This window comes from Amycolatopsis vastitatis, from assembly GCF_002234595.1.
GTDB lineage: Bacteria > Actinomycetota > Actinomycetes > Mycobacteriales > Pseudonocardiaceae > Amycolatopsis > Amycolatopsis vastitatis.
Window position 1 is genome coordinate 72,386 of record NZ_NMUL01000043.1, and the last position, 21,874, is coordinate 94,259.

Sequence of the window (21,874 nt, forward strand, 5' to 3'; positions counted from 1 at the left end):
CGGATCACCCGGCGCCGAAAACCGCCATCGCCGCGTTGTGGCCCGGGATGCCGCTGACACCACCTCCTCTCGCGGCTCCCGCGCCACACAGCAGGATGCGTTCGTGCGCCGTTTCGACGCCCCAGCGGCCGGCCTGGGCCGGGTCTTCCGCGTACGGCCACGACAGGTCCCGGTGGAAGATGTGCCCCGCCGGAAGGCCCAGCTCGGCTTCCAGGTCCAGCGGGGTCTTCGCCTCCACACAGGGCCTGCCGTCCGGCGCGGTCAGCAGGCAGTCCTCGATCGGCTCGGCCAGCACGCTGTTCAGTGAAGCCAGCGTCGCGCGCAACGCCGCTTCGCGTGCCTCTTCGTAGCGCCCCTCGAAGAGGCGTGCCGCCATGTGCAGGCCGAACAGGGTGAGGGTGTGCGTGCCGGCCGCGCGTTCGGCCGGGCCGAGGATCGACGGATCCGTCAACGAGTGGCAATAGATTTCGCAGGGCGGCAGCGTGGGGATCCTGCCCGCCGCCGCCTCGCGGTACGCCGCCTCCAGCTGAGTGAAGGTTTCGTTGACGTGGAAGGTGCCACCGAACGCCTCGGCCGGGCTGACGTCCGGATCACGCAGCCTCGGCAGCCGCGTCAGCACCATGTTCACCTTCAGCTGCGCGCCTTCCGGGCTTTCCGCCGGCTCTTCGCCCAGCAGCCGCGCGAGCGTCGCCGGCGCGACGTTCGCCAGGACGTGCCCGCCCCGGACGACGAACTCGGCGTCGTCACGCCGATAACGCACCTCGCCGTCCGGGTCGACCGAGAGCACCTCCGCACCGGTCATCAGGCGCGCGCCCGCCGCGGAGGCCACCGCCGCGAGCGAACGGGTGACCGCGCCCATGCCGCCGACCGGGACGTCCCAGTCGCCGGTGCCGTTGCCGATCACGTGGTAGAGCAGGCACCGGTTCTGCCGCAGGTCCTCGCCGTCCGCCGGGGCGAACGTGCCGATCAGCGCGTCGGTGAGCACCACGCCGCGCACCGTGTCGTGGCCGAACCACGACGTGAGCGCTTCGCCGATCGGCCGTTCGAACAGCAGGGACCACGCATCGGCGTCGCCGATCCGTTCGCGGAAGTCCACTTCGGACAGCAATGGTTCGGTGAGCGTTCCGAACGCGCGCCCGGCGACGCGCCCGGTCAGCTCGTAGAACCGTTGCCAGGCCGAGAAGTCCGATGTGGACCCGGTGACCGCCCGGAACGACGCCGCCGTCCGGCCGGCGTCGCCCGTGTCGACAAGGAGACCGGAGCCGCCCGACGGGGTGTAGGACGACATCCGGCGCCGTCGCAGCTCCACGTCGAGGCCGAGGTCGGCCACGATCTTCTTCGGCAGCAGGCTGACCAGGTACGAGTAGCGCGAAAGCCGGACGTCCACGCCCTCGAACGCGCGGAACGAGACGGCGGCGCCACCGGTCTCACCCCGCCGTTCGAGCACGAGCACCGACCGGCCCGCCCGCGCCAGGTACGCGGCCGCCACCAGGCCGTTGTGCCCGCCGCCGACGATCACCACGTCGTAGCTGTTCATCCGCCGCCCCTCCTAGTTCGGCCTGCCCGTTCATCGTGACCACGGCGCCGGGCGGAATTCAAGGAAACGTCACGAACGGACCGTTCGCGCTATTCGGTTGCGCCGCACCGGATCGGTCCGGCAAGCTGGGCTCGTCCGGCAGGGAGCCGGTGCGTGCGACGACAGGGAGGTGCCTGACGTGATGACTGTCCGGGCCCTTTCGCGCCCGCACCCACTCGCCCCCCGACGCTGACCACGCGCCCGGTGGGGCATCCCTGACCAAGGAGAAACCCACCAGTGCGCCAGCACGAATTCGAAGACTTCGACCTGTTCGACGGACAACCGTCCCGACGCCGCGAAGCGCGTTCGCGGCGCCGCGGACGGCTCGACGAACCCGAGCCCACCCGCAGCGGCCGGCTGACCGAAGGCGAACGCGTCCGCCTCGCGAAGCTGCGCGACGACGCCTACACCGAGCGCCTGCTGCCCGACGACGCCGACCGCTGGTCCACCTGGGACGACGCCGAGCACGGCCCGCTCCCCCGGCCGGACTGGGTCGTCACCGAGCTCGCCGCGGTCGACACCGACCTCGGCGTCCTCAAGACCGGCAAGGAGGCCGACGTCCACCTGCTGCGGCGGGGCCTGCCCGGCACTCCCGGCACGCTGCTCGCGGCGAAGCGCTACCGCAGCGACGAACACAAGCTGTTCCACCGCGACGCGGGCTACCTCGAAGGGCGGCGGATGCGCCGGTCCCGCGAGATGCGCGCGATCGAGCAACGCACGGCGTTCGGCCGGAACCTGATCGCCGAGCAGTGGGCCGTCGCGGAGTTCGCCGCGCTCAGTCGCTTGTGGACGCTCGGTGCGCCCGTCCCGTACCCGGTGCAGCGCGAGGGGACGGAACTGCTGCTCGAGTTCCTCGGCGAGGAGGACGGCACCGCCGCGCCCCGGCTGGCCCAGGTCCGCCCGGACCCGGACGAGCTGAAGAACCTGTGGTTCCAGGCCACCGCGGCGCTCGAGCTGCTCGCCTCCGAAGGGCTCGCGCACGGCGACCTCTCGGCGTACAACCTGCTGGTGCACCGGGGCAGGCTGATGGTGATCGACCTGCCCCAGGTCGTCGACGTCGTGGCCAACCCCGGCGGCGTCGAGTTCCTGGCGCGGGACGTGCGCAACCTGGCCGGCTGGTTCCACGGACGCGGTCTCGGCGAGCACCTCACGAGAACCGAAGAACTGCTGGCCGAGCTCGTTTCCGTGGCCGGAATCGGGTGATTTCGTGGCGGCGTCGCGGCTGTGGCGCGGAACACGCCTGCGACGCCGCCCACAACCGGTGACCTCGATGAGTAGTACTGGCTCCGGTTCGGGTACAGTAAGCACAGACCGCAACCGGCGGCGTGGATGAGTTGGTGTCCGTCGCCTCCAGAGCCACCGAATGGCTCGCGGTGATCCGTAACCCAAGCGGTGCGCAGTGTCGGCAAGCGATGACACGGTGTGCCGGGTCCGTCCCTGTGAACGCCCATCGCACACCATCTTGCCCTGCCTGCGCGCGGGCTGCCCGGGCCTCCCTTGCGACGAACCACGTCCGAGAGGCATTTGTGACCGTCACGTTCAACTCCGGCTCTTCCTCGACGTCCGCGCACGCGGGCCGTCCCGACCGCAAGCCGCGCACCCGCCCGGCCGGTGGGGACATGCTGCGCGACGACGCGGTCGAGCTCGTGGCCACCAAGACCTTCGCCGAGCTGGGCCTGCCGGAGCCGCTGCTCCGCGCGCTCAGCGAGGCGGGCATCAACAGCCCCTTCCCCATCCAGTCCGCGACCATCCCGGACGCGCTGGCCGGCCGCGACATCCTGGGCCGCGCCCAGACCGGCTCGGGCAAGACCCTCGCCTTCGGCCTGGCCATGCTGGCCCGGCTCGACGGCGGCAAGGCCCGCCCGAAGCGCCCCCGCGCGCTGATCCTGGTCCCGACCCGCGAGCTGGCCATGCAGGTCGCCGACTCGCTGACCCCGCTGGCCAGGGCGCTCGGCCTGTGGTGCCGCACCGCCGTCGGCGGCATGGCCTTCGCCCGCCAGGCGGACGCGCTGTCCCGCGGCGTCGACCTGCTGATCGCCACGCCGGGCCGGCTGTCGGACCACGTCCGCCAGGGCACCGCGTCGCTGGGCGACTGCAACTTCATCGCCCTCGACGAGGCCGACCAGATGGCGGACATGGGCTTCATGCCGCAGGTCCGCGAAATCATGGACCTCACCCCGCCGGGGGGCCAGCGGCTGCTGTTCTCCGCGACCCTCGACGGTGACGTCAACCGCCTGGTCAGGCAGTACCTGACCGACCCGGTCACGCACTCGGTCGCGCCGTCGACCGCCAGCGTGACGACCATGGACCACCACGTGCTCCAGGTCTCGCACCAGGACAAGCAGGACGTCATCACCCAGATCGGCGCCCGCGACGGCCGCACGATCATGTTCGTGCGCACCAAGCACCACGTCGACCGCCTCGCCGAGCGGCTGCGCGAGCAGGGCGTCAACGCGGCGGCGCTGCACGGCGGCAAGACGCAGGGGCAGCGCAACCGTGTCCTCGCCGACTTCAAGGAAGGCCACACCCCGGTGCTGGTCGCCACGGACGTCGCCGCGCGCGGCATCCACGTCGACGACATCTCGCTGGTGCTGCACGTCGACCCGGCGGCCGACCACAAGGACTACCTGCACCGCGCGGGCCGCACGGCGCGCGCCGGGGCGTCGGGGGTCGTCGTCACCGTGGCGACGCACGACCAGCGCCGGATGGTCCGCCGGCTGACTGACCGCGCCGGCGTGCGCGCCGAGTCGACCACGGTCCGCCCGGGCGACGCCGAGCTGACCCGCATCACCGGCGCCAAGGAGCCCAGCGGCGAGCCGGTCATCGAGCGTCGGCGCGAGAGCCCGCGTCGTGGCGGCGGTGGCGGTTTCCGCGGCGAGCGCGGCGGCGGCTACAGCCGTGGTGGCGAGCGCAGCCACAGCGGCGGCGACCGTGACCGTGGTGGCGAGCGCGGCGGCGACCGTGGTGGTTACCGCGGCGGCGATCGCGAGGGCCGTCCCGGTGGCTTCGGCGGCCGCGGCCGCCAGCCCCGCTCGGGCAACGGCGGTGGCTACGGCCGCCCGAGCCGTGGCCCGCGTCGCGGCTACGACAGCTGATCATCCTCTTCGGAAGCCCCGGACCGCCTGGTCCGGGGCTTCCGGCGTTTCCGGGCCCGCTTCGCGGCCGCGCGCGGTCCGGATGGGAGACTGCGGGACGTGACTACGCCGCCGACGCCCCTGCCCGACCAGGTTTTCGACTGGCTCGACATCGAGGCGGAAAAGCGCGCGAACGCGGGACTCGTGCGGCAGCTGCGGCCGCGTCCCGCGCGGGCCGACGAGCTGGATCTGGCGGGCAACGACTACCTCGGCCTGGCCCGCGACAAGCGCGTCGCCGGGGCCTCCGCGGCCGCCGCGCTGCGCTGGGGCGCGGGCGCGACCGGGTCACGGCTGGTCACCGGGTCCACGGAGCTGCACACCGAGCTCGAGCTGGAGCTCGCCCGGTTCTGCGGCGCGCAGGCGGCGCTCGTGTTCTCGTCCGGCTTCACCGCGAACCTCGGCGCGGTGACCGCGCTGTCCGGGTCCGAATCCGCGATCGTCACCGACAAGTACATCCACGCGTCGCTGATCGAGGGGTGCCGGCTGTCGCGGGCCGACGTCGCCGCGGTCGCGCATTCGACGCCGTCGGCGATCCAGCACGCGCTGGCGACCCGGCGCAAGCCGCGGGCGCTGGTGGTGACCGACTCGGTGTTCTCGGTCGACGGCGACCTCGCGCCGCTCGGCGAGCTGGCCGGGATCTGCCGTTCGCACGGTGCGGCGCTGCTGGTCGACGACGCGCACGGCTTCGGCGTCCTCGGTGAGGGTGGCCGCGGGGCCGTCCACGCGGCCGGGCTCTCGGGCGCACCCGACGTCGTCACGACGTTGACGCTGTCGAAGTCCCTCGGCGCCCAGGGTGGGGCGGTGGTGGGGCCGCGTCGCGTGATCAAGCACCTGATCGACACGGCGCGCAGCTTCATCTTCGACACCGCTTTGGCACCCGCGAGCGCCGCCGCCGCCTTGGCCGCGTTGCACGCGCTGAAGGAGGAGCCGGGACTGGCGGAGAAGGTGGTCGAGAACGCGGGCAACCTGGCGATGTCGCTGAAAGCGGCCGGGCTGAAGGCGAGCCTGCCGGACGCCGCCGTCATCTCGGTCCAGGCGCCGTCCGCGGAGACGGCGGTCGCATGGGCGGCGGCGTGTGCCGAGCAGGGCATCCGCGTCGGGTGCTTCCGGCCGCCGTCGGTGCCGGACGGCATCTCCCGGCTGCGGCTGACGGCGCGTGCCGACCTCACGGAGTCCGATGTGGACCGTGCGGTGAAGGTGATCACCGCGACGGCGCCCCGGGGTGCGCTCGCCTGAGCCGTACCCGGAGGGCCGGTTCGCGTGATTGAAGGGCCGACACACGTGATTGGGAAGCCGACACACGTGTTCCGAGGGTCGACACGACGCCGCCTGGAGCTACCGACGTGTCGTCGCTCCAATCACGCGAGTTGACCCCTCAATCACGCGAGTTGACCAGCTGATCACGTGAGTTGCCGTGGAAGGCGGCGCATTCTGATGTGGGGGATTCCGTCTTCGTCGATATACTCCGTGCCTTCCGCGACGAAACCGTAGCGGGCGTAGAAGCCCTGGACGTATGTCTGGGCTTCCAGGACGTACTCGCCGGGGATCGTCAGCGCCGCTTCCATCAGCCGGGCCGCCAGGCCCCGGCCGCGCGCCTGCGCGGCCGTCACCACCCGGCCGATGCGGCGGACGCCGTCCGGGTCGAGCAGGACGCGCAGGTACGCCGTGACGCCGGTGCCCTCCTCGAACCACAGGTGCCGGGTGTCCGGCCGCAGGTCGTGGCCGTCGACGTCGAGGTACGCGGCCTTCTGCTCCACGACGAAGACTTCGGCGCGCAGGCGGAGGATGTCGTGCAGCTGGGCGGCGGTCAGCTCGGGACCGGTCGCGTCGTGCAGAGTCGGCATACCCCTGCCTAGCACGCTCAGCCGAGGAGGCGAGGGGTGGCCTGGGCTTTGATGTCGTCCGTGTACGTCGAGACGCGCGTGTAGACGCCCGGCTTGCCCGCCTTGGCGCAGCCGTCACCGAAGGAGACGATCCCGATCAGCGTGTCGCCCACGACGAGCGGGCCGCCGGAGTCGCCCTGGCAGGCGTCGATGCCGCCCTCGGCGTATCCCGCGCACACCATGCTCCGCTGGTCGTAGACGGTGTAGTCGGAATGGCATTCGCTGTCCGAAACCAGCGGGACCTGGGCGCCGCGGAGGTAGTCGGAGCGGGCGCCGCCGTCGGCGATGCGGCCCCAGCCGAGCACGGTCGCCTGCGTGCCCTTGCCGTACAACCCCGCGTCACCGCTTTCCGGCAGCTTCGCGGGCCGGTAGCCGAGCTGGCCGCGGACCGTCAGCACCGCGATGTCGTCGCCCTGGGTCGGGTCGCTGTAACCCCGGCCGATCCAGATCTTCGAGACGGCCAGGACGTCGCCGTCGCTGGTGCGCTTGTCTTCCCGGCCGGCCACCACGCGGATTTCCTGCTTCGCCAGCGCCTTGGCGCAGTGCGCCGCCGTCGCGACCGCCGTGGAGCTGACGATCACCGCGCCGCAGAACTGGTTGCCGCCCGCGTCGGTCAGGTACACCGCGTACGGGTGGTCGGCGAGGGACGCCTGGTTGCCGCCGACGATCCGGGGCTGGTTGGCGGAGGCCTGGTCCGCCGACGCCGTGCCGACCACGACCGGGACGGCCACCGCCGCGACCGCCAGGAGCGCGCCGCACGCGAGCAGCAGGGATCGGCGGGACTTCACGGACATGGGTCTTCCCCTTTTCGACGCGGCACAAGGCTTCGACACGGCACAAGAAAAAAAGCACTCGGCAGCCGAACGACTCCGGTGCGTGAACGAGTGGCCCTGAATACCCTAATCCGAGTGGGCCCGAAACGGTGTCACTGAAACGGGTGGACTCCGCGCTCACGCACCGCTTCTGCGAAGCTGGCCGGATGCGGCGGAGAGCGAGAACGGCGGCGTGGGCGCTTCTGGCCCTCCCCCTGGCCGCGTGCTCGTCGGAAGTCCCGTCGACGCCGCACCCCGCCCCCGCGGTGACGACCACGACGAGAGTCACCACCCCGCCGGCGACGACGTCGAGCGCGCCCGCCGTCACCTGGCAGGTGGGGGCGCGTCCGCTCCCCCGCCGTCCCGACGGCTTCGGCGAGGTCGAGCCGACGCCACCCGAACTGGTGAACCGGGCACTTCCGACAAAAGACCTTCTTCCGCCCCCGGCCGGCGACCGCTACGCCGCGACGATCGGTGCCGTGCCCGCCGACGTCCTCGCGCGCAGCACGTGGCAGCCCGCGTGCCCGGTCAAGGCCACCGACCTCCGCTACCTGAGGCTGGCCTTCTGGGGTTTCGACGGCCACGCGCACACCGGCGAAATGCTGGTGAACGCCTCCGGCGCGGCCGGGATCGCCAAGGTGTTCGGGATGCTCTTCGCGGCCCGTTTCCCGCTGGAAGAGATGCGCGTGACCAGCGCGAGCGAGCTCACCGCGCCGCCGACCGGCGACGGCAACACGACCAGCGCGTTCGTCTGCCGCCCTGCTCGCGGCCTGACGACGTGGTCGGCGCACGCCTACGGGCTCGCCGTGGACGTCAACCCGTTCTGCAACCCCTACACCCAGGGCGACCTCGTGCTGCCCGAGCTGGCCTCGGCGTACGTCGACCGCTCGCGCGTCCGGCCGGGCATGGTCCTGGCCGGCGACGCGACCGTGCGCGCGTTCGCGGCGATCGGGTGGAGCTGGGGCGGGAACTGGCGCAGCCCGACCGACCGGATGCACTTCACCGCCACCGGCCACTGACCGCGTAATACGACCTTAAGCACAACCAGGAACACCCGCCCTCCCGGCGAGGTTGGCTAGGGTGAATCGACCGGACCCGGACCCGCGGAGGATGCAGTGCCCCACTACGACCTGGTGATCGTCGGGACGGGATCGGGGAATTCCATCCTCGGCCCGGACTTCGCCGGCAAGAAGACGGCGATCGTGGAGAAGGGCACCTTCGGCGGCACCTGCCTCAACGTCGGGTGCATCCCGACGAAGATGTTCGTGTACGCCGCCGATGTCGCGTACACGCCTTCGCACAGTTCGAAGTACGGCGTCGACGAAGAGCTGAAGGGTGTGCGCTGGCGCGACATCCGCGACCGCATCTTCGGCCGGATCGACCCGATCGCCGCGGGCGGCGCCGAGTACCGCCGCAGCCACGAGGACAACGCGAACGTCGACGTCTACGAAGGCACCGGCCGCTTCACCGGGCACAAGGAGCTGCGCGTCGGTTTCGCCGACGGACGCCCCGACGAGGTGCTGACCGCCGACCGGTTCGTGCTCGCCGCGGGCGGGCGTCCCGTGATCCCGGAGATCCCCGGCCTGGACGCAGTCGACTACTACACCTCCGACACCGTGATGCGGCTCGACGAGCTGCCCGGGCGGATCGTCATCCTCGGCGGCGGGTACATCGCCGCGGAGTTCGCGCACGTCTTCGCCTCCTTCGGCGTCCACGTCACGCTGGTCAACCGGTCCGGGCGGTTGCTGCGCTCGGAGGACGACGACATCAGCGAGCGGTTCACGGAGCTGGCTGCGGAACGCTTCGACGTCCGGCTGGACCGCAAGACCGTGCGGGCGCGCAAGACCGAGGGTGGCGTCGCGCTCGACCTCGAAGGGCCGCAGGGCGCCGAGACCGTCGAGGGCGACCTGCTGCTGATCGCCACCGGCCGCAAGCCGAATTCGGATCTGCTTGACGTCGCCGCCACCGGGGTGACCACAATGGACAGTGGGCACGTCGTCGTCGACGACTACCAGGAGACCGCGGTCGAAGGCATCTACGCGCTCGGCGACCTTTCCTCGCCACACGAGCTGAAGCACGTCGCGAACCACGAAGCGCGCGTCGTGCAGCACAACCTCCTGCACCCGGACGAGCGGATCACCGCCGACCACCGGTTCGTGCCGCACGCGGTCTTCACCCACCCGCAGGTGGCCTCGGTCGGGCTCACCGAGCGGAAGGCTCGCGAGCTGGGCGTGTCCTATGTGGTCTCGAAGCAGGACTACGCGGGGATCGCCTACGGCTGGGCGATGGAGGACACCACGGGCTTCGCGAAGCTCCTGGCCGACCCGGCGACCGGGCAGCTGCTCGGCGCGCACATCATCGGCCCGCAGGCGTCGTCGGTGATCCAGCCGCTCATCCAGGCGATGAGCTTCGGCCTCGACGCGCGGAGCATGGCGCGCGGCCAGTACTGGATCCACCCCGCGATGCCGGAGCTGGTCGAGAACGCCCTGCTCAACCTGCCCCTGGACTGAGCCGCTGTCAGACGAAGCGGTGGCGGCCGGCCAGGACACCGAACACGACCTGGACCAGCAGCAGGCCGAGCAGCATCGCCAGCGGCACGGTCCAGCCGCCCGCGACGTCGTGCAGCAGGCCGAACAGGAACGGCCCGAGCGCGGCGAAGAGGTAGCCGAAGCCCTGCGCCATCCCGGACAGCCGGGCGGTGTCCGCGCCGGTCCGCGCGCGCAGCGCGATCACGGTCAGGGCCAGTGAGAACACGCTCATCCCCAGCCCGACGAGGATGCTCCAGAGCAGCGGCGACCACGCCGGGGCCAGCATCAGCCCGGCCGTCCCGGCGAAGCCGAACCCCCCCAGCACCACGATCCACGGCCCCTGCCCGCGCTGCCGGGCCGCCATCGGCGCGACGACCAGGCTGATCGGCACGGCGATCAGCGAGACCAGGCCGAACAGCAGGCCGGCGTCGCCGCGCGACACGCCCGCGTCCATCAGCACCTGCGGGAACCAGCCCATCGCTGCGTAGGCGTAGAACGCCTGCAGGCCGAAGAAGACAGTGACGACCCAGGCCAGCCGGTTGCGCAGCAGCGACCGTCCGGCCTCGGCGGCGGCGTCGTGACGCGGTGCCCGTCCGGTGCCGCGGGCTGCGAGAATCCACGCCAGCAGAGCGACGACGGCGAGCACCGCCCAGCCGCCCAGTGCCGGGCGCCAGCCGCCGAACGCGTCGCCGAGCCGCGGGGTCACCGCCGACCCGAGCGCGCCGCCGCCTTGCAGCGCGGCGGTGTAGACGCCGGTCAGCACGCCGATCCGGGCCGGGAAGGAGTCCTTGATGACCACCGGGACGAGCACGTTGATCAGAGCGATCCCGGCGGTGGCGACGAGCGTCCCGCCGAGCACCACGGCCGGGCCGTCGAGCACGCGCAGCGCGAGCCCGGCCGCCAGCGCGGCGAGCGCGATCGCGATGGCAGCACCGATCCCGGCCCTGCGGGCGAGCAGCGGCGCGGCCAGGCCGGCACCGGCGAAGCAGAGCGTGGGCAACGTCGTGAGCGCACCCGCCCAGAGCACGGACGCGCCCAGGTCCGCGCGCATTTCGGCCAGCATCGGGCCGACCCCGGTGATGGCCGGGCGCAGGTTGAGGGCGGTCAGGACCACGGCGACGGCGAGCAGCGTTCCGGCCGCGATCACGCCCGGTGTCCGCGTCGCGACGACGCCGTCCAGTTCGGGTTCACGCTGTCCGACACGCATGGCCGCTATCATCGCATACGTAGGATGATTGGATGAAGGGATAAATCCTGTGCCTCTGGCCACCCCCCGGCGAGCAGGCCTCGTCGACCAGGTCATCGAGCAGCTGCGGGCCGCGGTCACGCAGGGCGAATGGCCGATCGGCGAACGCATCCCCACCGAGACCGAGCTGGTCGAACAGCTCGGCGTCGGGCGCAACACCGTCCGCGAGGCCGTGCGCGCGCTCGCGCACACCGGGATCCTCGAGGTCCGGCAGGGCGACGGCACCTACGTGCGCGCCACCAGCGAGGTGTCCGGGGCGATCCGCCGGCTCTGCGGCTCGGAGCTGCGCGAGGTCCTGCAGGTCCGGCGCACCCTCGAGGTCGAAGGCGCGCGGCTGGCGGCCCTCGGGCGAACCCGGGAGGAGGTCGCCGAGCTGTGGACGCTCCTCGCCCGCCGCGAAGCCGAGCTGCGCGACGGGCGCTGGCAGGACTTCGCGCGCACCGACGCGGAGTTCCACTGCGCCGTCGTCCGCGCCGGTCACAACCGGCTGCTGACCGAGCTCTACCGCGGCTTGACGGAGGTCATCGCGGCCAGCATCGCGACGACGTCGAGCATCGCGCCGGGCGCGGACCACGCGCCGGAGATCGGCCACGAGGGCCTCGCCCAGGCCATCGCCGACCGCGACCCGGACCGCGCCGCCGCGGAGGCCTGCGGCTTCCTGGACGAACTCCTGGAGCGCATCGAACGCGCCTGAGCTGGGCTTTACCCGAAAGTGGCACCACCGACGACCCCTAAGGGTGCCATTTCAGGGTTGTCGTGGTGCCACGATGGCGCCATAGTTGCGCCATGGACCTGACGCCCTTCGTGGAAGAACTCCGCCGGGAGCTCGCGGTGGCCGCCGAGGCGGCGGGCGAGGACGCGGTTGCCCTCGCCGAGCGGCTCACCGCGCCGCTCGAGTCGGCGATCCGGCTCACCCTGCTCGACGCCCTCTCGGCCGCGGCCGACGAGATCACCCGCGACCTCGCGCCCGGTTCCGTCGAAGTCCGCCTTCGCCGCCGTGACGCCGAATTCGCGGTCGCGCTCCCCGCGACCACCGAGCCGGCCGTCCAAGAGGAGCCGCCGCCCCCGCCCGAGGCCGACGACGGCGCCGTGGCGCGGATCAACCTGCGGCTGCCCGAACAGCTCAAGCAGCGCGTCGAGGAAGCCGCGAGCCGGGACCGGCTCTCGATCAACGCCTGGCTCGTCCGGGCCGCCGGCGCCGCGCTGGGCCCGGTCAAGACGTCCCAGCACCGCTCGCTCTACGGCGACAAGTACACCGGCTGGGTCCGTTAGACCCGGCCGCTCCGACCAGCGACAACACCGCCAAAGCACCCCAGGAGGGCACAGCCATGCCATTTTTCGCCACCCCCGAGCCGATCACCGCCACGCTCGACTTCAGCGTCGCCGACGTGCGGATCGTCGCCGGCGACCGCGCCGAAACCACGGTCGAGGTCGAGCCGGCCGACCCGGGTGACACCGAGGATGTCAAGGCCGCCGCCAAGACCCGCGTCGAGTTCGCCGACGGCGAGCTGCTGGTCAAGGGCCCGAAGTACACCCACAAGCTGTGGGGCAAGGGCGGCGCGCTGCACGTCGTGGTCGAACTGCCCGCCGGTTCGCGACTCAGGGGCACCTCCGCGATGGGCGACTTCCGCGTCAGCGGCCGCATCGGCGACAGCCGCTTCAAGACGTCCCTGGGCAACATCGACCTCGGCGAGACCGCCCGGATCGAGGCCACCACGGCGATGGGCGACGTCTCCGTCGACCGGGCCACCGGCCACGCCGAAGTCGGCACCGGCTCCGGCGAACTGCGGATCCGCGAGATCGACGGGACCGCCGTGCTCAAGAACTCCAACGGCGAAACCCGCGTCGGCGAGGTGACCGGCGGACTGCGGGTCAGCACCGCCAACGGCGACATCCTGGTCGACCTCGCGCACACGGCCGTCGACGCGAAGACCGCCGCCGGCGACATCCGGATCGGCCACGTCGTGCGCGACACCGTCGTCCTCGAAACCGCCGTCGGCGAGATCGAGGTCGGCATCCGCGAGGGCAGTGCCGCGTGGCTCGTCCTCAACACCGTCACCGGCACCGTGCACAACACGCTCACCGCGGCCGACGGCCCCGGCGGAACCGACGAAACCGTCGAGGTCCGGGCCCGGTCCACCACCGGCGACATCGTCATCCGCCGGGCCTGAAGACTCCACAAGACAAGGGGAAGATCCATGGCAGACGCCATCGTGGCCGAGGGCCTCGTCAAGAAGTACGGCACCGTCACCGCGCTCGACGGGATGTCGCTGAGCGTGCCCGAAGGCACCGTGCTCGGCGTGCTCGGGCCGAACGGCGCCGGGAAGACCACCACCGTCCAGATCCTCACGACGCTGCAGAAGCCGGACGCGGGGAGAGCGACCGTCGCCGGGTTCGACGTCGTGAAGGACGCGCACGAGCTGCGTTCGCACATCGGTGCTTCGGGGCAGTACGCCGCCGTCGACCCGGAGCTGACCGGGGCCGAAAACCTCGAGATGGTCGGCAGGCTCTACCACCTGGGCACCAAGCGCGCCAAGGCCCGCGGCCGGGAACTGCTGGCCCGGTTCGGCCTCGACGACGCCGCCGACCGGCCGGTGAAGGGCTACTCCGGCGGCATGCGGCGCCGGCTCGACCTGGCCGGCGCGCTCGTGGCCAACCCGCCGGTGCTGTTCCTCGACGAGCCCACGACCGGCCTCGACCCGCGGGCCCGCACCGAGCTGTGGGACGTCATCACCGAGCTGGTCGCGGGCGGCACGACGCTGCTGCTCACCACGCAGTACCTGGAGGAGGCCGACCGGCTCGCCGACAGCATCGCCGTCGTCGACCACGGCCGCGTGATCGCCCGCGGCACCGCCGACGAGCTCAAGGACCTCGTCGGCGGCGAGCGGATCGAACTGACCGTCGGCACCCACGCCGACCTCGGCGTCGCACGGGACACGCTCGCCCGGCTGGCCAGTGGTGAGCCGCAGGCCGAGGGCTTCCGGGTCACCGCGCCCGTGACCCACGGCGCGAAAGCGCTTACCGAAGCGCTGGCCCTGCTCGCCGCGGAAGGCGTCGACGTCCGCGACGTCGGCGTCCGCCGCCCCACCCTCGACGACGTTTTCCTCACTCTGACCGGCCGCGAGACGGCCGAACCCGCGAAGGAGGCCGTGTGATGAACGCGGTGCAGCTGGCCGTGACCGACGGCGTCACCATCACCAAGCGCAACTCGATCAAGATCTTGCGGTCGCTGGACCTGCTCGGGTCGCTCGTGTTCACGCCGGTGATGTTCGTGCTGCTCTTCGGCTTCGTGTTCGGCAGCGTGATCGACATCCCCGGCCTGTCGTACCGCGAGTTCATGCTGCCGGGGATCTTCACCCTCGCGGTGGCCATGGGCGGCATCGTCACCGGCTACGGGCTGACCGACGACCTGCAGAAGGGCATCATCGACCGGTTCCGCTCACTGCCGATGTCGCCCGCCGCCGTGCTGATCGGGCGGACCACCGCCGACCTCATCCTCAGCACGGCGAGCCTGCTCATCATGGGCCTGGTCGGCCTGCTGGTCGGCTGGCGCATCCACACCGGCGTCCTCGAAACGCTCGGCGGCGTCGTCCTGCTGCTCGCCTTCTCCTACGCGCTGTCGTGGGTGATGGGCACGCTCGGCCTGGCGGTCCGCAAACCCGAGGTGTTCAACAACGTGTCGATGGTGGTGGTCTTCCCGCTCACCTTCCTGGCCAACACGTTCGTCGACAGCGGGCGGCTGCCCACGCCGCTGCGGGTGATCGCGGACTGGAACCCGGTCTCGGCGGTCACGCAGGCGGCGCGGGAGCTGTTCGGCAACACCAGTGCCGCGATGCCGCCACGCGACATCTGGCCGATGCAGCACGCCTTGCTCGCGTCAGTGCTGTGGATCGCGGTGCTGCTGGCGGTCTTCGTGCCGCTTTCGGTGCGCTGCTACAAGAAGGCCACCAGCCACTGACGCTCAGGGCAGCGTCAGGATCTCGCTGCCGTCGGCCGTCACCACGAGGGTGTGCTCGAACTGGGCCGTCCACTTCTTGTCCTTCGTGGTGACGGTCCAGTCGTCGGACCAGATGTCGTAGTCGATGGTGCCCAGGGTGATCATCGGCTCGATCGTGAAGGTCATGCCCTCCTCGATGATCGTGTCGACGGAGGGCTCTTCGTAGTGCAGGACCGTCGGCGGCGTGTGGAACGCGGGGCCGACGCCGTGGCCGGTGAAGTCGCGGACCACGCCGTAGCCGAAGCGCTTGGCGTAGGCCTCGATGACCCGGCCGATGACGTTCAGCTGACGGCCCGGCCGGACCGCCTTGATCGCCCGCATCGTCGCCTCGCGGGTGCGCTCCACCAGCAGGCGGGCCTCCTCAGAGACGTCACCGGCCAGGAACGTCGCGTTCGTGTCGCCGTGCACGCCGCCGATGTAGGCGGTGACGTCGATGTTGCAGATGTCGCCGTCCTCGATCACCGTCGAGTCCGGGATGCCGTGGCAGATGACCTCATTCAGCGAGGTGCAGCACGACTTCGGGAACCGGCGGTAGCCCAGCGTCGAGGGGTAGGCGTGGTGGTCGAGCAGGAACTCGTGCACCACCTTGTCGATGTCGTCCGTGGTGGCGCCCGGCTTGACCGCCTTGCCGCCCTCTTCGAGGGCCTGGGCCGCGATGCGGCTCGCCACCCGCATCGCCTCGATCACCTCGGGCGTGCGCACGCCGTTGCCGGTGTCCCGCTTCGGCGCCGGCTTGTCCACGTACTCGGGACGGGCGATGGAACTGGGGACGTCACGGCGCGGCGTCTGGACGCCGGGAACGAGCGGGGCACGAACGGACATGCCTCCACCTTACGACGGGCCGCTCAGCCGATCCCCGCCAGGAACCGGTGCGCGGCCTGCACCGCCGGTTTGGATGAGCCGGCGTCGGTCAGCAGCACGGCGAACGCCAGGTCGCCGCGGTAGCCGGCGAACCAGCCGTGCGCGCGGGAGCCGTCGCCGAACTGGGCGGTCCCGGTCTTGCCCGCGACGTCGGGCAGGTCGCGCAGGCCCGTCGCGGTACCCGCCGTGACGACGTCGCGCATCATGCCGCGCAGCGCGTCGAGGACCTGCTGCGACGGCGCGTCGCCGACCTTCTCGGCGGTCGCGGGCATCCCCTTGACGATCGACGGCGCCGGCACCTTCCCGGCCCGCACGGTCGCCGCGACCAAGGCCATGCCGAACGGGCTGGCCACCACCGTGCCCTGGCCGAAACCGTCCTCCGCGCGCTGCACTGCCGAGTCGCCGGCCGGGACGTCGCCGGTGACCGTGGGCAGGCCGGGGACGACGAAGTCGGCGCCGAGCCCGAGGGACCGGGCGGCGTCGGTGAGCGCCGACGCCGGAAGCCCGGCGGCGAGCCGCGCGAAGGTCGTGTTGCAGGACCGCGCGAACGCCGTCTTCAGCGGCACCCGGCCGAGGTCGAACCGGCCTTCGTTCGGCACGACGCGGTTCTCGATCGCCGTGGTGCCGGGGCAGTCCACCAGGCTGCCCGGCTCGACGTCCCCCGCCGACAGCGCGGCCGCCGCCGTGACGATCTTGAACGTCGACCCCGGCGGGTAGCGCCCGGTCAGGGCCACCGGGCCTTCGTCGTCCGCGGCGTCGTTCTGCGCCACAGCGAGGATGTCCCCGCTCGACGGCTGGATCGCGACCAGCGCCGCCGGGTGCGTCTCGGTCTCGAGAGCCTTCTCGGCGGCGGCCTGGATCCGCGCGCTGAGCGTGCTGGTGATGGCGGGCCCGGGCCTCGGCGGCTCGGCCCGCAGCTCCGACACCTCGCCGCCGGTGACGTCCCGGGTGACGATCCGCCAGCCCGCCGCCCCGGCCAGCTCCTGCTCGACCAGCGCGCGGATGGCCGGCAGGACCTGCCGCCCGGACCCGCGGGTCACCGGCAGCAGCCGCTCCTGGCTGGCGAACCGGACGCCGGGCAGGTCGTAGATCGCCGGCTTGACCTGGTGGTAGTCACCGGCGCGCAGGGTGATCACCGGGTAGGCGTCGCCGGGCTTGGTCTTGGTCATCCCCTCGAGCACCGACCGGCCGGTGACCGACGGTTCGAACCGGTGCAGCGCCTTGGCCAGCGACCCGGCGACCGCGCTCGGGTTGCCGGTCTTCTGCGGGTCGACGACCACGCCGATCACGGTCTGCGGGCGCATCAGCGGCACGCCGTCGCGATCGAGCACCGGCGCCGTCTCCGGCAGCTGGGGCAGCAGTCCGATGGTCTGGCCGACGGTCAGCTGCGGGTGCACGACCGTCGGCTGCCAGTGCACCTGCCAGCCGTGCTCGGCCGCCCGCAGCTGGACGTCGGCGCGGTAGGACCAGGTGCGGCCGTGCGACAGGTGCCAGGTGAGCCGGTAGCCCGCGGTGACGACGTCGCCTTCCGGCTGCTTCACCTCTTCTTCGTCCGCTTCGAGGGATTCGGGGTCGAGCGCCCCGCGGACCTGCGAGAGCACGGTCTTGGCCGTGTCCGGCGAGTCGGTGTCCGCCGCCGCGGCGGCGACGTCCCCCGACGCGAAGGCGTCCAGGAAGGCGGAGAGGGCGTCCTCGGGACCGTCGCCCGAGCACCCGGCCGTGGTCGCGGCGGCGAGCAGCAGCACCGCGAGCGCACCGCGGCATCGACGTGCACTCATGGCGGGATCGTGCCTGGTCAGGGGGTTACCCTCGGGCTGAAACGCCGCCACGGAAGAGTGGCTAGAACAGCACCGTCGCGTACTGGCCGACCTGCTTGAACCCGATCTTGCGGTAGGCCGCGAGGGCGGGGGTGTTGAAGGCGTTGACGTAGAGGCTCGCGGTCCGGCCGAGGCCGCGGACGAGCCGGTGCACGACCGCGGCCGTGCCGGCGGTGCCGAGCCCGTCGCCCCGGCGGTCCGGGTGCACCCAGACGCCCTGGATCTGCCCGACGGTCGCCGACATCGCGCCGATCTCGGCCTTGAACACGACCTCGCCGTGTTCGAACCGGGCGAACGCGCGCCCGGCGCCGATCAGCTCCGTTACCCGGGCGCGGTAGCTCGCGCCGCCGTCGCCGCTGCGCGGGTCGACGCCGACCTCTTCGATGAACATGGCGACGGCCGCGGGCAGGTACCGCTCGAGCTCGTCCGGCCGGACCGCTCGCACCAGCGGATCGGCGGCGACCAGCGGCATCGCGTCGAGGGCCATCAGCGGCTGGTCGCCGCGGACCTCCCGGGCCGGGCCCCACTCGTCTTCGAGCTCGTCCCAGAGCCCGAGGACCTGCTCGGCCGGGCCGACGAGGGAGGAACACGTCCGCTGCCGCCGCAGCGCGCGGTCGGCGAAGGAGCGGAGAGCGGGCGCGTTGCCGCGGAGGGGGATGAGGTTGGGCCCGGAAAAGCACAGCCCTTGGAGCCGCCCGGCACGGACCGGGCGGCTGTCGGCGGCCCAGAGCTCACCACCGAGCCGCCACGGATCAAGGCCCGCAGCCTCGACCCGGGCGCTGACCATGCAGCTGCCCACCGGGTCGGCGGCGAGCGCGGCACGGACCGCCGGATAGTCCCGATCATCGAGCAGCCGTGCACCTGCAAGCCGCAACACGGGCTCCAGGGTGCCAGATCCGGCTCCTAAACGGAACGCAAGGCTCTCGACACGCTGAGATGAAGCGCCCAGGTCGGAGCTTCCGGCAGGATGGACGGATGCAGCGATACACGTACAAGGTCGTCGAGGTCCGGGAGAAGCTGCTCGGGGGCAAGATGTCCGGCGGCAAGCTCGAGAAGCTGCTCAACGAGCACGCCGCCGACGGGTGGCAGCTGAAGGCCATCACCGCCACCGAGGTGAAGGGGCGCGTGGGCCCCGGCGGGGTCGAGGGCTTGCTGGTGACGTTCGAGAAACCAGTGGGATGAGCGGCCGGCCCGGCTTCGGTCAGGCCGCGCCGCGGTAGGTGCCGATCGTCCAGGAGTTGCCCTCCGGGTCGCGGAGGCTGAACGTGTGCGAGCCGTAGTCCGTGTCCGTCAGCTCCGCCGTGATCTCCGCGCCCGCCTGCCGCGCCCTCGCGTAGATTTCGTCCACTTCGTCCGATACGACGTACACCGCACCCGTGCCGGGTTTCATGGTGTCGTGGACGCCGTCCGGCGGGCGGACGCTGCCCAGCATCACCGCGCCGCCTTCGGGCCGGCGCAGCTCCGCGTGCGCGATGAGGTCGCCTTCGGGCACCACCAGCGTCTCGGTGAAGCCCAGGACGTCGACCAGGAAACGGATCGCCGCCGGGGCGTCGTCGTAGCGGAGGGCGGGCCACACGTTCGGTTCGGGAGTCATGCCGGGGAGTCTTGCCCGGCCGGCACCTCCTCGTCTTGGAGGAACGGGAGCTCTTCGGCGATCCACCGCCCCGGCGTGCACCCCGCCAGCGCACGCCATTCGTTGGTCAGGTGCGCCTGGTCGTAGAACCCGCTCTCGGCGGCCACCGACGCCAGGTCGAGCCGGCCACCGCGCAGCAGCCGGCCCGCCCGCTCGAACCGCAGTACCCGCGCCGCCTGCTTCGGGGCCAGGCCCAGCTCCGCCCGGAACCGCTCCCCCAGGTGACGACGGCTCCAGCCGATCTCGCCCGCCAGGTCCGTGACGCGCACCCGCCCGTCCGCGCCCCGCATCCGGCGCCAGGCCTCCCCCAGCTCGGGCTGGGGCGGCACCGGATCCACGGCCCGGGCGGCCAGCACGTCGTCGAGCAGCGCGAACCGCTCGCCCCAGGTCGGCAGCTCCCGCAACCGGTCCGGCAGCGTCCCCAGGCCGAACTCGGCCAGGTCCGCCACCTCGCCGCTCAGCTCCGCCGCCGTGACGCCGAACAGCGTGCGCACCCCCAGCGGGTCCAGCTCCAGCTGCAGCCCTTCCTGCGTGCGGTCCTGCCGGATCAGCACCGCGCTCGTGTGCAGGCCGCCGACGAGGCCCTGCAGGCTGCACCCGGCCATCCGCACCGGGCCGGCCAGGCTGATGACGAGCGTCACATGCCGGGACGGCAGGCCGCGGTGGACGGTCAGCGTGACGTCGTCCTGCGCGTACCCGACATAGCGCGTGACCAGGGGCCGCACCACCGGGTGCGGCTCCCGGACGGCCCAGGTCACGCTCACGGATGCGAGCGTAATCGTCACCACCGACAGTTCCGGGTTCTGCTAACACGGAGGTGCGTCCCCACCGCGGAAGGAACCCCCATGACGATCCAGGAGCAGGCGCAGCAGCTGGAGCTGCTCGCCGACCAGGTGCCCACCGGCATCGCGCTCGCGACGAAGAGCGACCTCGAAGACCTGCAGGCCCAGGTGCTCGGCCTGCTCGGGGAGACGTCCACCGCGACCTCGATCCAGGGCGCCATCCAGCTGGCGGCGCAGCAGATCGACGAGGTCGCGGCCGCGCTGGAGAACGTCCGCCTGCAGATCCGCGACGCCGCCCAGCACCACCTCCAGGGCTGAAAAAGGCCTCCTCACCGGCGTGAGGAGGCCTTTCAGCCGGAAGAACTCAGCCGGCGGTGACGACGGGGGCGCCTTCGCCGAGGGTTTCGCCCGCTTCTTCGGCGATGCGCATGGCTTCTTCGATGAGCGTCTCGACGATGGCGTGCTCGGGCACGGTCTTGATGACCTCGCCCTTGACGAAGATCTGGCCCTTGCCGTTACCCGAGGCGACCCCCAGGTCGGCCTCGCGGGCCTCGCCCGGGCCGTTGACGACACAGCCCATGACGGCCACGCGCAGCGGGATTTCCATGCCCTCGAGCCCGGCGGTGACCTGCTCGGCGAGGGTGTAGACGTCGACCTGCGCGCGCCCGCACGACGGGCACGACACGATCTCCAGCTTGCGCTGCTTGAGGTTCAGCGACTGCAGGATCTGGATGCCGACCTTGACCTCTTCCACCGGCGGCGCGGACAGCGACACCCGGATCGTGTCACCGATGCCTTGGCGCAGCAGCGCGCCGAAGGCGACGGCCGACTTGATCGTGCCCTGGAATGCCGGGCCGGCCTCGGTGACGCCGAGGTGCAGCGGGTAGTCGCATTGCTCGGCGAGGATCTCGTAGGCGCGGACCATGACGACCGGGTCGTTGTGCTTGACCGAAATCTTGATGTCGTGGAAGTCGTGCTCGGCGAACAGCGACGCCTCCCACAACGCCGACTCCGCCAGCGCCTCCGGCGTCGCCTTGCCGTACTTGTCCATGATCCGCTTGTCCAGCGAACCCGCGTTCACCCCGATCCGGATCGGGGTGCCATGGTCCTTCGCCGCCTGCGCGATCTCCTTGACCTGGTCGTCGAACTTCCGGATGTTGCCCGGGTTCACCCGCACCGCCGCACAACCCGCCTCGATCGCGGCGAACACGTACTTGGGCTGGAAGTGGATGTCGGCGATCACCGGGATCTGCGACTTGCGCGCGATCGCCGGCAACGCCTCCGCGTCATCGGCCGACGGGCACGCGACGCGGACGATGTCACAACCCGCGGCGGTCAGCTCGGCGATCTGCTGCAGGGTCGCATTGACGTCGGAGGTGAGCGTCGTCGTCATCGACTGGACGGAGATCGGGAAGTCACTGCCGACACCGACCGAGCCCACCTGGAGCTGGCGGGTCCTGCGGCGCTCGGACAGGACGGGCGGGGGCAGGGCGGGCATTCCGAGTGCGACGGTCACGGCTTCCAGCGTACCTACCCCTAGTGGGCCACCTTCACCATGTCAACCGTCACGGTGAGCAGCGTTACGGGCGGTGTGAACCGCCGCGG

The 21,874-nt window shown here is 71.8% G+C and carries 22 protein-coding genes; 12 read left to right on the plus strand and 10 right to left on the minus strand.

Annotation, left to right across the window (positions count from 1 at the left end; translation table 11 throughout):
* Positions 1–4: 4 nt before the first annotated feature.
* Positions 5–1,537: a phytoene desaturase family protein gene (locus CF165_RS36620; protein ID WP_093952173.1), complete on the minus strand. Its 1,533-nt coding sequence runs from the start codon at positions 1,535–1,537 to the stop codon at positions 5–7.
* Between the two features lie 276 nt (positions 1,538–1,813).
* Between CF165_RS36620 and CF165_RS36625 the strand changes: the two genes are divergently transcribed.
* The 3 genes from CF165_RS36625 to CF165_RS36635 all read left to right on the plus strand — a co-directional run bounded on the left by CF165_RS36625 (position 1,814) and on the right by CF165_RS36635 (position 5,946).
* A complete protein-coding gene (locus CF165_RS36625) occupies positions 1,814–2,779 on the plus strand; it encodes an RIO1 family regulatory kinase/ATPase domain-containing protein (RefSeq protein WP_093952174.1) in 966 nt (321 codons plus the stop codon).
* Positions 2,780–3,102: 323 nt separating this feature from the next.
* Positions 3,103–4,671 carry a DEAD/DEAH box helicase gene (locus CF165_RS36630; RefSeq protein WP_093952175.1) on the plus strand — a complete coding sequence of 523 codons (1,569 nt, stop codon included), beginning with the start codon at positions 3,103–3,105 and terminating at the stop codon, positions 4,669–4,671.
* A gap of 99 nt (positions 4,672–4,770) precedes the next feature.
* Positions 4,771–5,946: an 8-amino-7-oxononanoate synthase gene (locus tag CF165_RS36635; RefSeq protein WP_093952176.1), complete on the plus strand. Its 1,176-nt coding sequence runs from the start codon at positions 4,771–4,773 to the stop codon at positions 5,944–5,946.
* A gap of 164 nt (positions 5,947–6,110) precedes the next feature.
* Here CF165_RS36635 and CF165_RS36640 read toward each other — a convergent pair whose 3' ends face one another.
* Positions 6,111–6,554 carry a GNAT family N-acetyltransferase gene (locus tag CF165_RS36640; RefSeq protein ID WP_093952177.1) on the minus strand — a complete coding sequence of 148 codons (444 nt, stop codon included), beginning with the start codon at positions 6,552–6,554 and terminating at the stop codon, positions 6,111–6,113.
* Between the two features lie 17 nt (positions 6,555–6,571).
* Entirely contained in the window at positions 6,572–7,387 is an 816-nt protein-coding gene (locus CF165_RS36645) for a S1 family peptidase (RefSeq protein WP_093952178.1), read from the minus strand.
* Positions 7,388–7,740: 353 nt separating this feature from the next.
* Between CF165_RS36645 and CF165_RS36650 the strand changes: the two genes are divergently transcribed.
* Both CF165_RS36650 and CF165_RS36655 read left to right on the plus strand, forming a co-directional pair.
* Positions 7,741–8,424: a M15 family metallopeptidase gene (locus CF165_RS36650; protein WP_093952272.1), complete on the plus strand. Its 684-nt coding sequence runs from the start codon at positions 7,741–7,743 to the stop codon at positions 8,422–8,424.
* A gap of 96 nt (positions 8,425–8,520) precedes the next feature.
* Complete coding sequence (locus CF165_RS36655; RefSeq protein ID WP_093952179.1) at positions 8,521–9,915, plus strand: mycothione reductase; 1,395 nt, start codon at positions 8,521–8,523, stop codon at positions 9,913–9,915.
* Positions 9,916–9,922: 7 nt separating this feature from the next.
* On the opposite strand, the gene CF165_RS36660 is transcribed toward CF165_RS36655, so the two are convergent.
* Positions 9,923–11,140: an MFS transporter gene (locus CF165_RS36660; protein WP_093952180.1), complete on the minus strand. Its 1,218-nt coding sequence runs from the start codon at positions 11,138–11,140 to the stop codon at positions 9,923–9,925.
* 49 nt (positions 11,141–11,189) lie between these two features.
* Here CF165_RS36660 and CF165_RS36665 point away from each other — a divergent pair, with 49 nt between their 5' ends.
* The 5 genes from CF165_RS36665 to CF165_RS36685 all read left to right on the plus strand — a co-directional run bounded on the left by CF165_RS36665 (position 11,190) and on the right by CF165_RS36685 (position 15,137).
* On the plus strand, positions 11,190–11,873 hold the full coding sequence (locus tag CF165_RS36665; RefSeq protein ID WP_093952181.1) for a FadR/GntR family transcriptional regulator: 684 nt from the start codon (positions 11,190–11,192) through the stop codon (positions 11,871–11,873).
* A gap of 92 nt (positions 11,874–11,965) precedes the next feature.
* On the plus strand, positions 11,966–12,451 hold the full coding sequence (locus CF165_RS36670; protein ID WP_093952182.1) for a toxin-antitoxin system HicB family antitoxin: 486 nt from the start codon (positions 11,966–11,968) through the stop codon (positions 12,449–12,451).
* A 56-nt stretch (positions 12,452–12,507) separates the two neighbouring features.
* Positions 12,508–13,350, plus strand: a complete 843-nt coding sequence (locus tag CF165_RS36675; protein ID WP_093952183.1) for a DUF4097 family beta strand repeat-containing protein — start codon at positions 12,508–12,510, stop codon at positions 13,348–13,350.
* A 27-nt stretch (positions 13,351–13,377) separates the two neighbouring features.
* Entirely contained in the window at positions 13,378–14,334 is a 957-nt protein-coding gene (locus CF165_RS36680; protein ID WP_093952184.1) for an ATP-binding cassette domain-containing protein, read from the plus strand.
* Entirely contained in the window at positions 14,334–15,137 is an 804-nt protein-coding gene (locus tag CF165_RS36685; protein ID WP_167441673.1) for an ABC transporter permease, read from the plus strand. Before CF165_RS36680 ends, CF165_RS36685 begins: the two co-directional genes overlap by 1 nt.
* Positions 15,138–15,140: 3 nt before the next feature.
* Here the strand turns inward: CF165_RS36685 and map are convergent, their stop codons facing one another.
* From map to CF165_RS36700, 3 genes are all read right to left on the minus strand, one after another.
* Positions 15,141–15,998 (minus strand): type I methionyl aminopeptidase, encoded by an 858-nt coding sequence (gene map / locus CF165_RS36690; protein WP_093952186.1) that lies wholly within the window; start codon positions 15,996–15,998, stop codon positions 15,141–15,143.
* Positions 15,999–16,021: 23 nt separating this feature from the next.
* Entirely contained in the window at positions 16,022–17,815 is a 1,794-nt protein-coding gene (locus tag CF165_RS36695) for a penicillin-binding transpeptidase domain-containing protein (protein WP_205661068.1), read from the minus strand.
* A 61-nt stretch (positions 17,816–17,876) separates the two neighbouring features.
* On the minus strand, positions 17,877–18,731 hold the full coding sequence (locus CF165_RS36700; RefSeq protein ID WP_093952188.1) for a GNAT family N-acetyltransferase: 855 nt from the start codon (positions 18,729–18,731) through the stop codon (positions 17,877–17,879).
* Between the two features lie 98 nt (positions 18,732–18,829).
* On the opposite strand from CF165_RS36700, the gene CF165_RS36705 reads away from it, so the two are divergent.
* Positions 18,830–19,036 (plus strand): DUF4177 domain-containing protein, encoded by a 207-nt coding sequence (locus CF165_RS36705; RefSeq protein WP_093952189.1) that lies wholly within the window; start codon positions 18,830–18,832, stop codon positions 19,034–19,036.
* A gap of 19 nt (positions 19,037–19,055) precedes the next feature.
* Here CF165_RS36705 and CF165_RS36710 read toward each other — a convergent pair whose 3' ends face one another.
* Together CF165_RS36710 and CF165_RS36715 are read right to left on the minus strand one after the other, a co-directional pair.
* The gene (locus CF165_RS36710) at positions 19,056–19,448 is read right to left on the minus strand and encodes a VOC family protein (protein WP_093952190.1); all 393 of its coding nucleotides are present in this window, start codon (positions 19,446–19,448) and stop codon (positions 19,056–19,058) included.
* Positions 19,445–20,251, minus strand: a complete 807-nt coding sequence (locus CF165_RS36715; protein ID WP_205661069.1) for a helix-turn-helix domain-containing protein — start codon at positions 20,249–20,251, stop codon at positions 19,445–19,447. The genes CF165_RS36710 and CF165_RS36715 overlap by 4 nt, the downstream gene beginning before the upstream one ends.
* A gap of 81 nt (positions 20,252–20,332) precedes the next feature.
* Here CF165_RS36715 and CF165_RS36720 point away from each other — a divergent pair, with 81 nt between their 5' ends.
* Positions 20,333–20,587 (plus strand): hypothetical protein, encoded by a 255-nt coding sequence (locus CF165_RS36720; protein ID WP_093952192.1) that lies wholly within the window; start codon positions 20,333–20,335, stop codon positions 20,585–20,587.
* Between the two features lie 46 nt (positions 20,588–20,633).
* On the opposite strand, the gene ispG is transcribed toward CF165_RS36720, so the two are convergent.
* Entirely contained in the window at positions 20,634–21,785 is a 1,152-nt protein-coding gene (gene ispG, locus CF165_RS36725; RefSeq protein WP_167441674.1) for a flavodoxin-dependent (E)-4-hydroxy-3-methylbut-2-enyl-diphosphate synthase, read from the minus strand.
* Between the last annotated feature and the right edge of the window lie 89 nt (positions 21,786–21,874).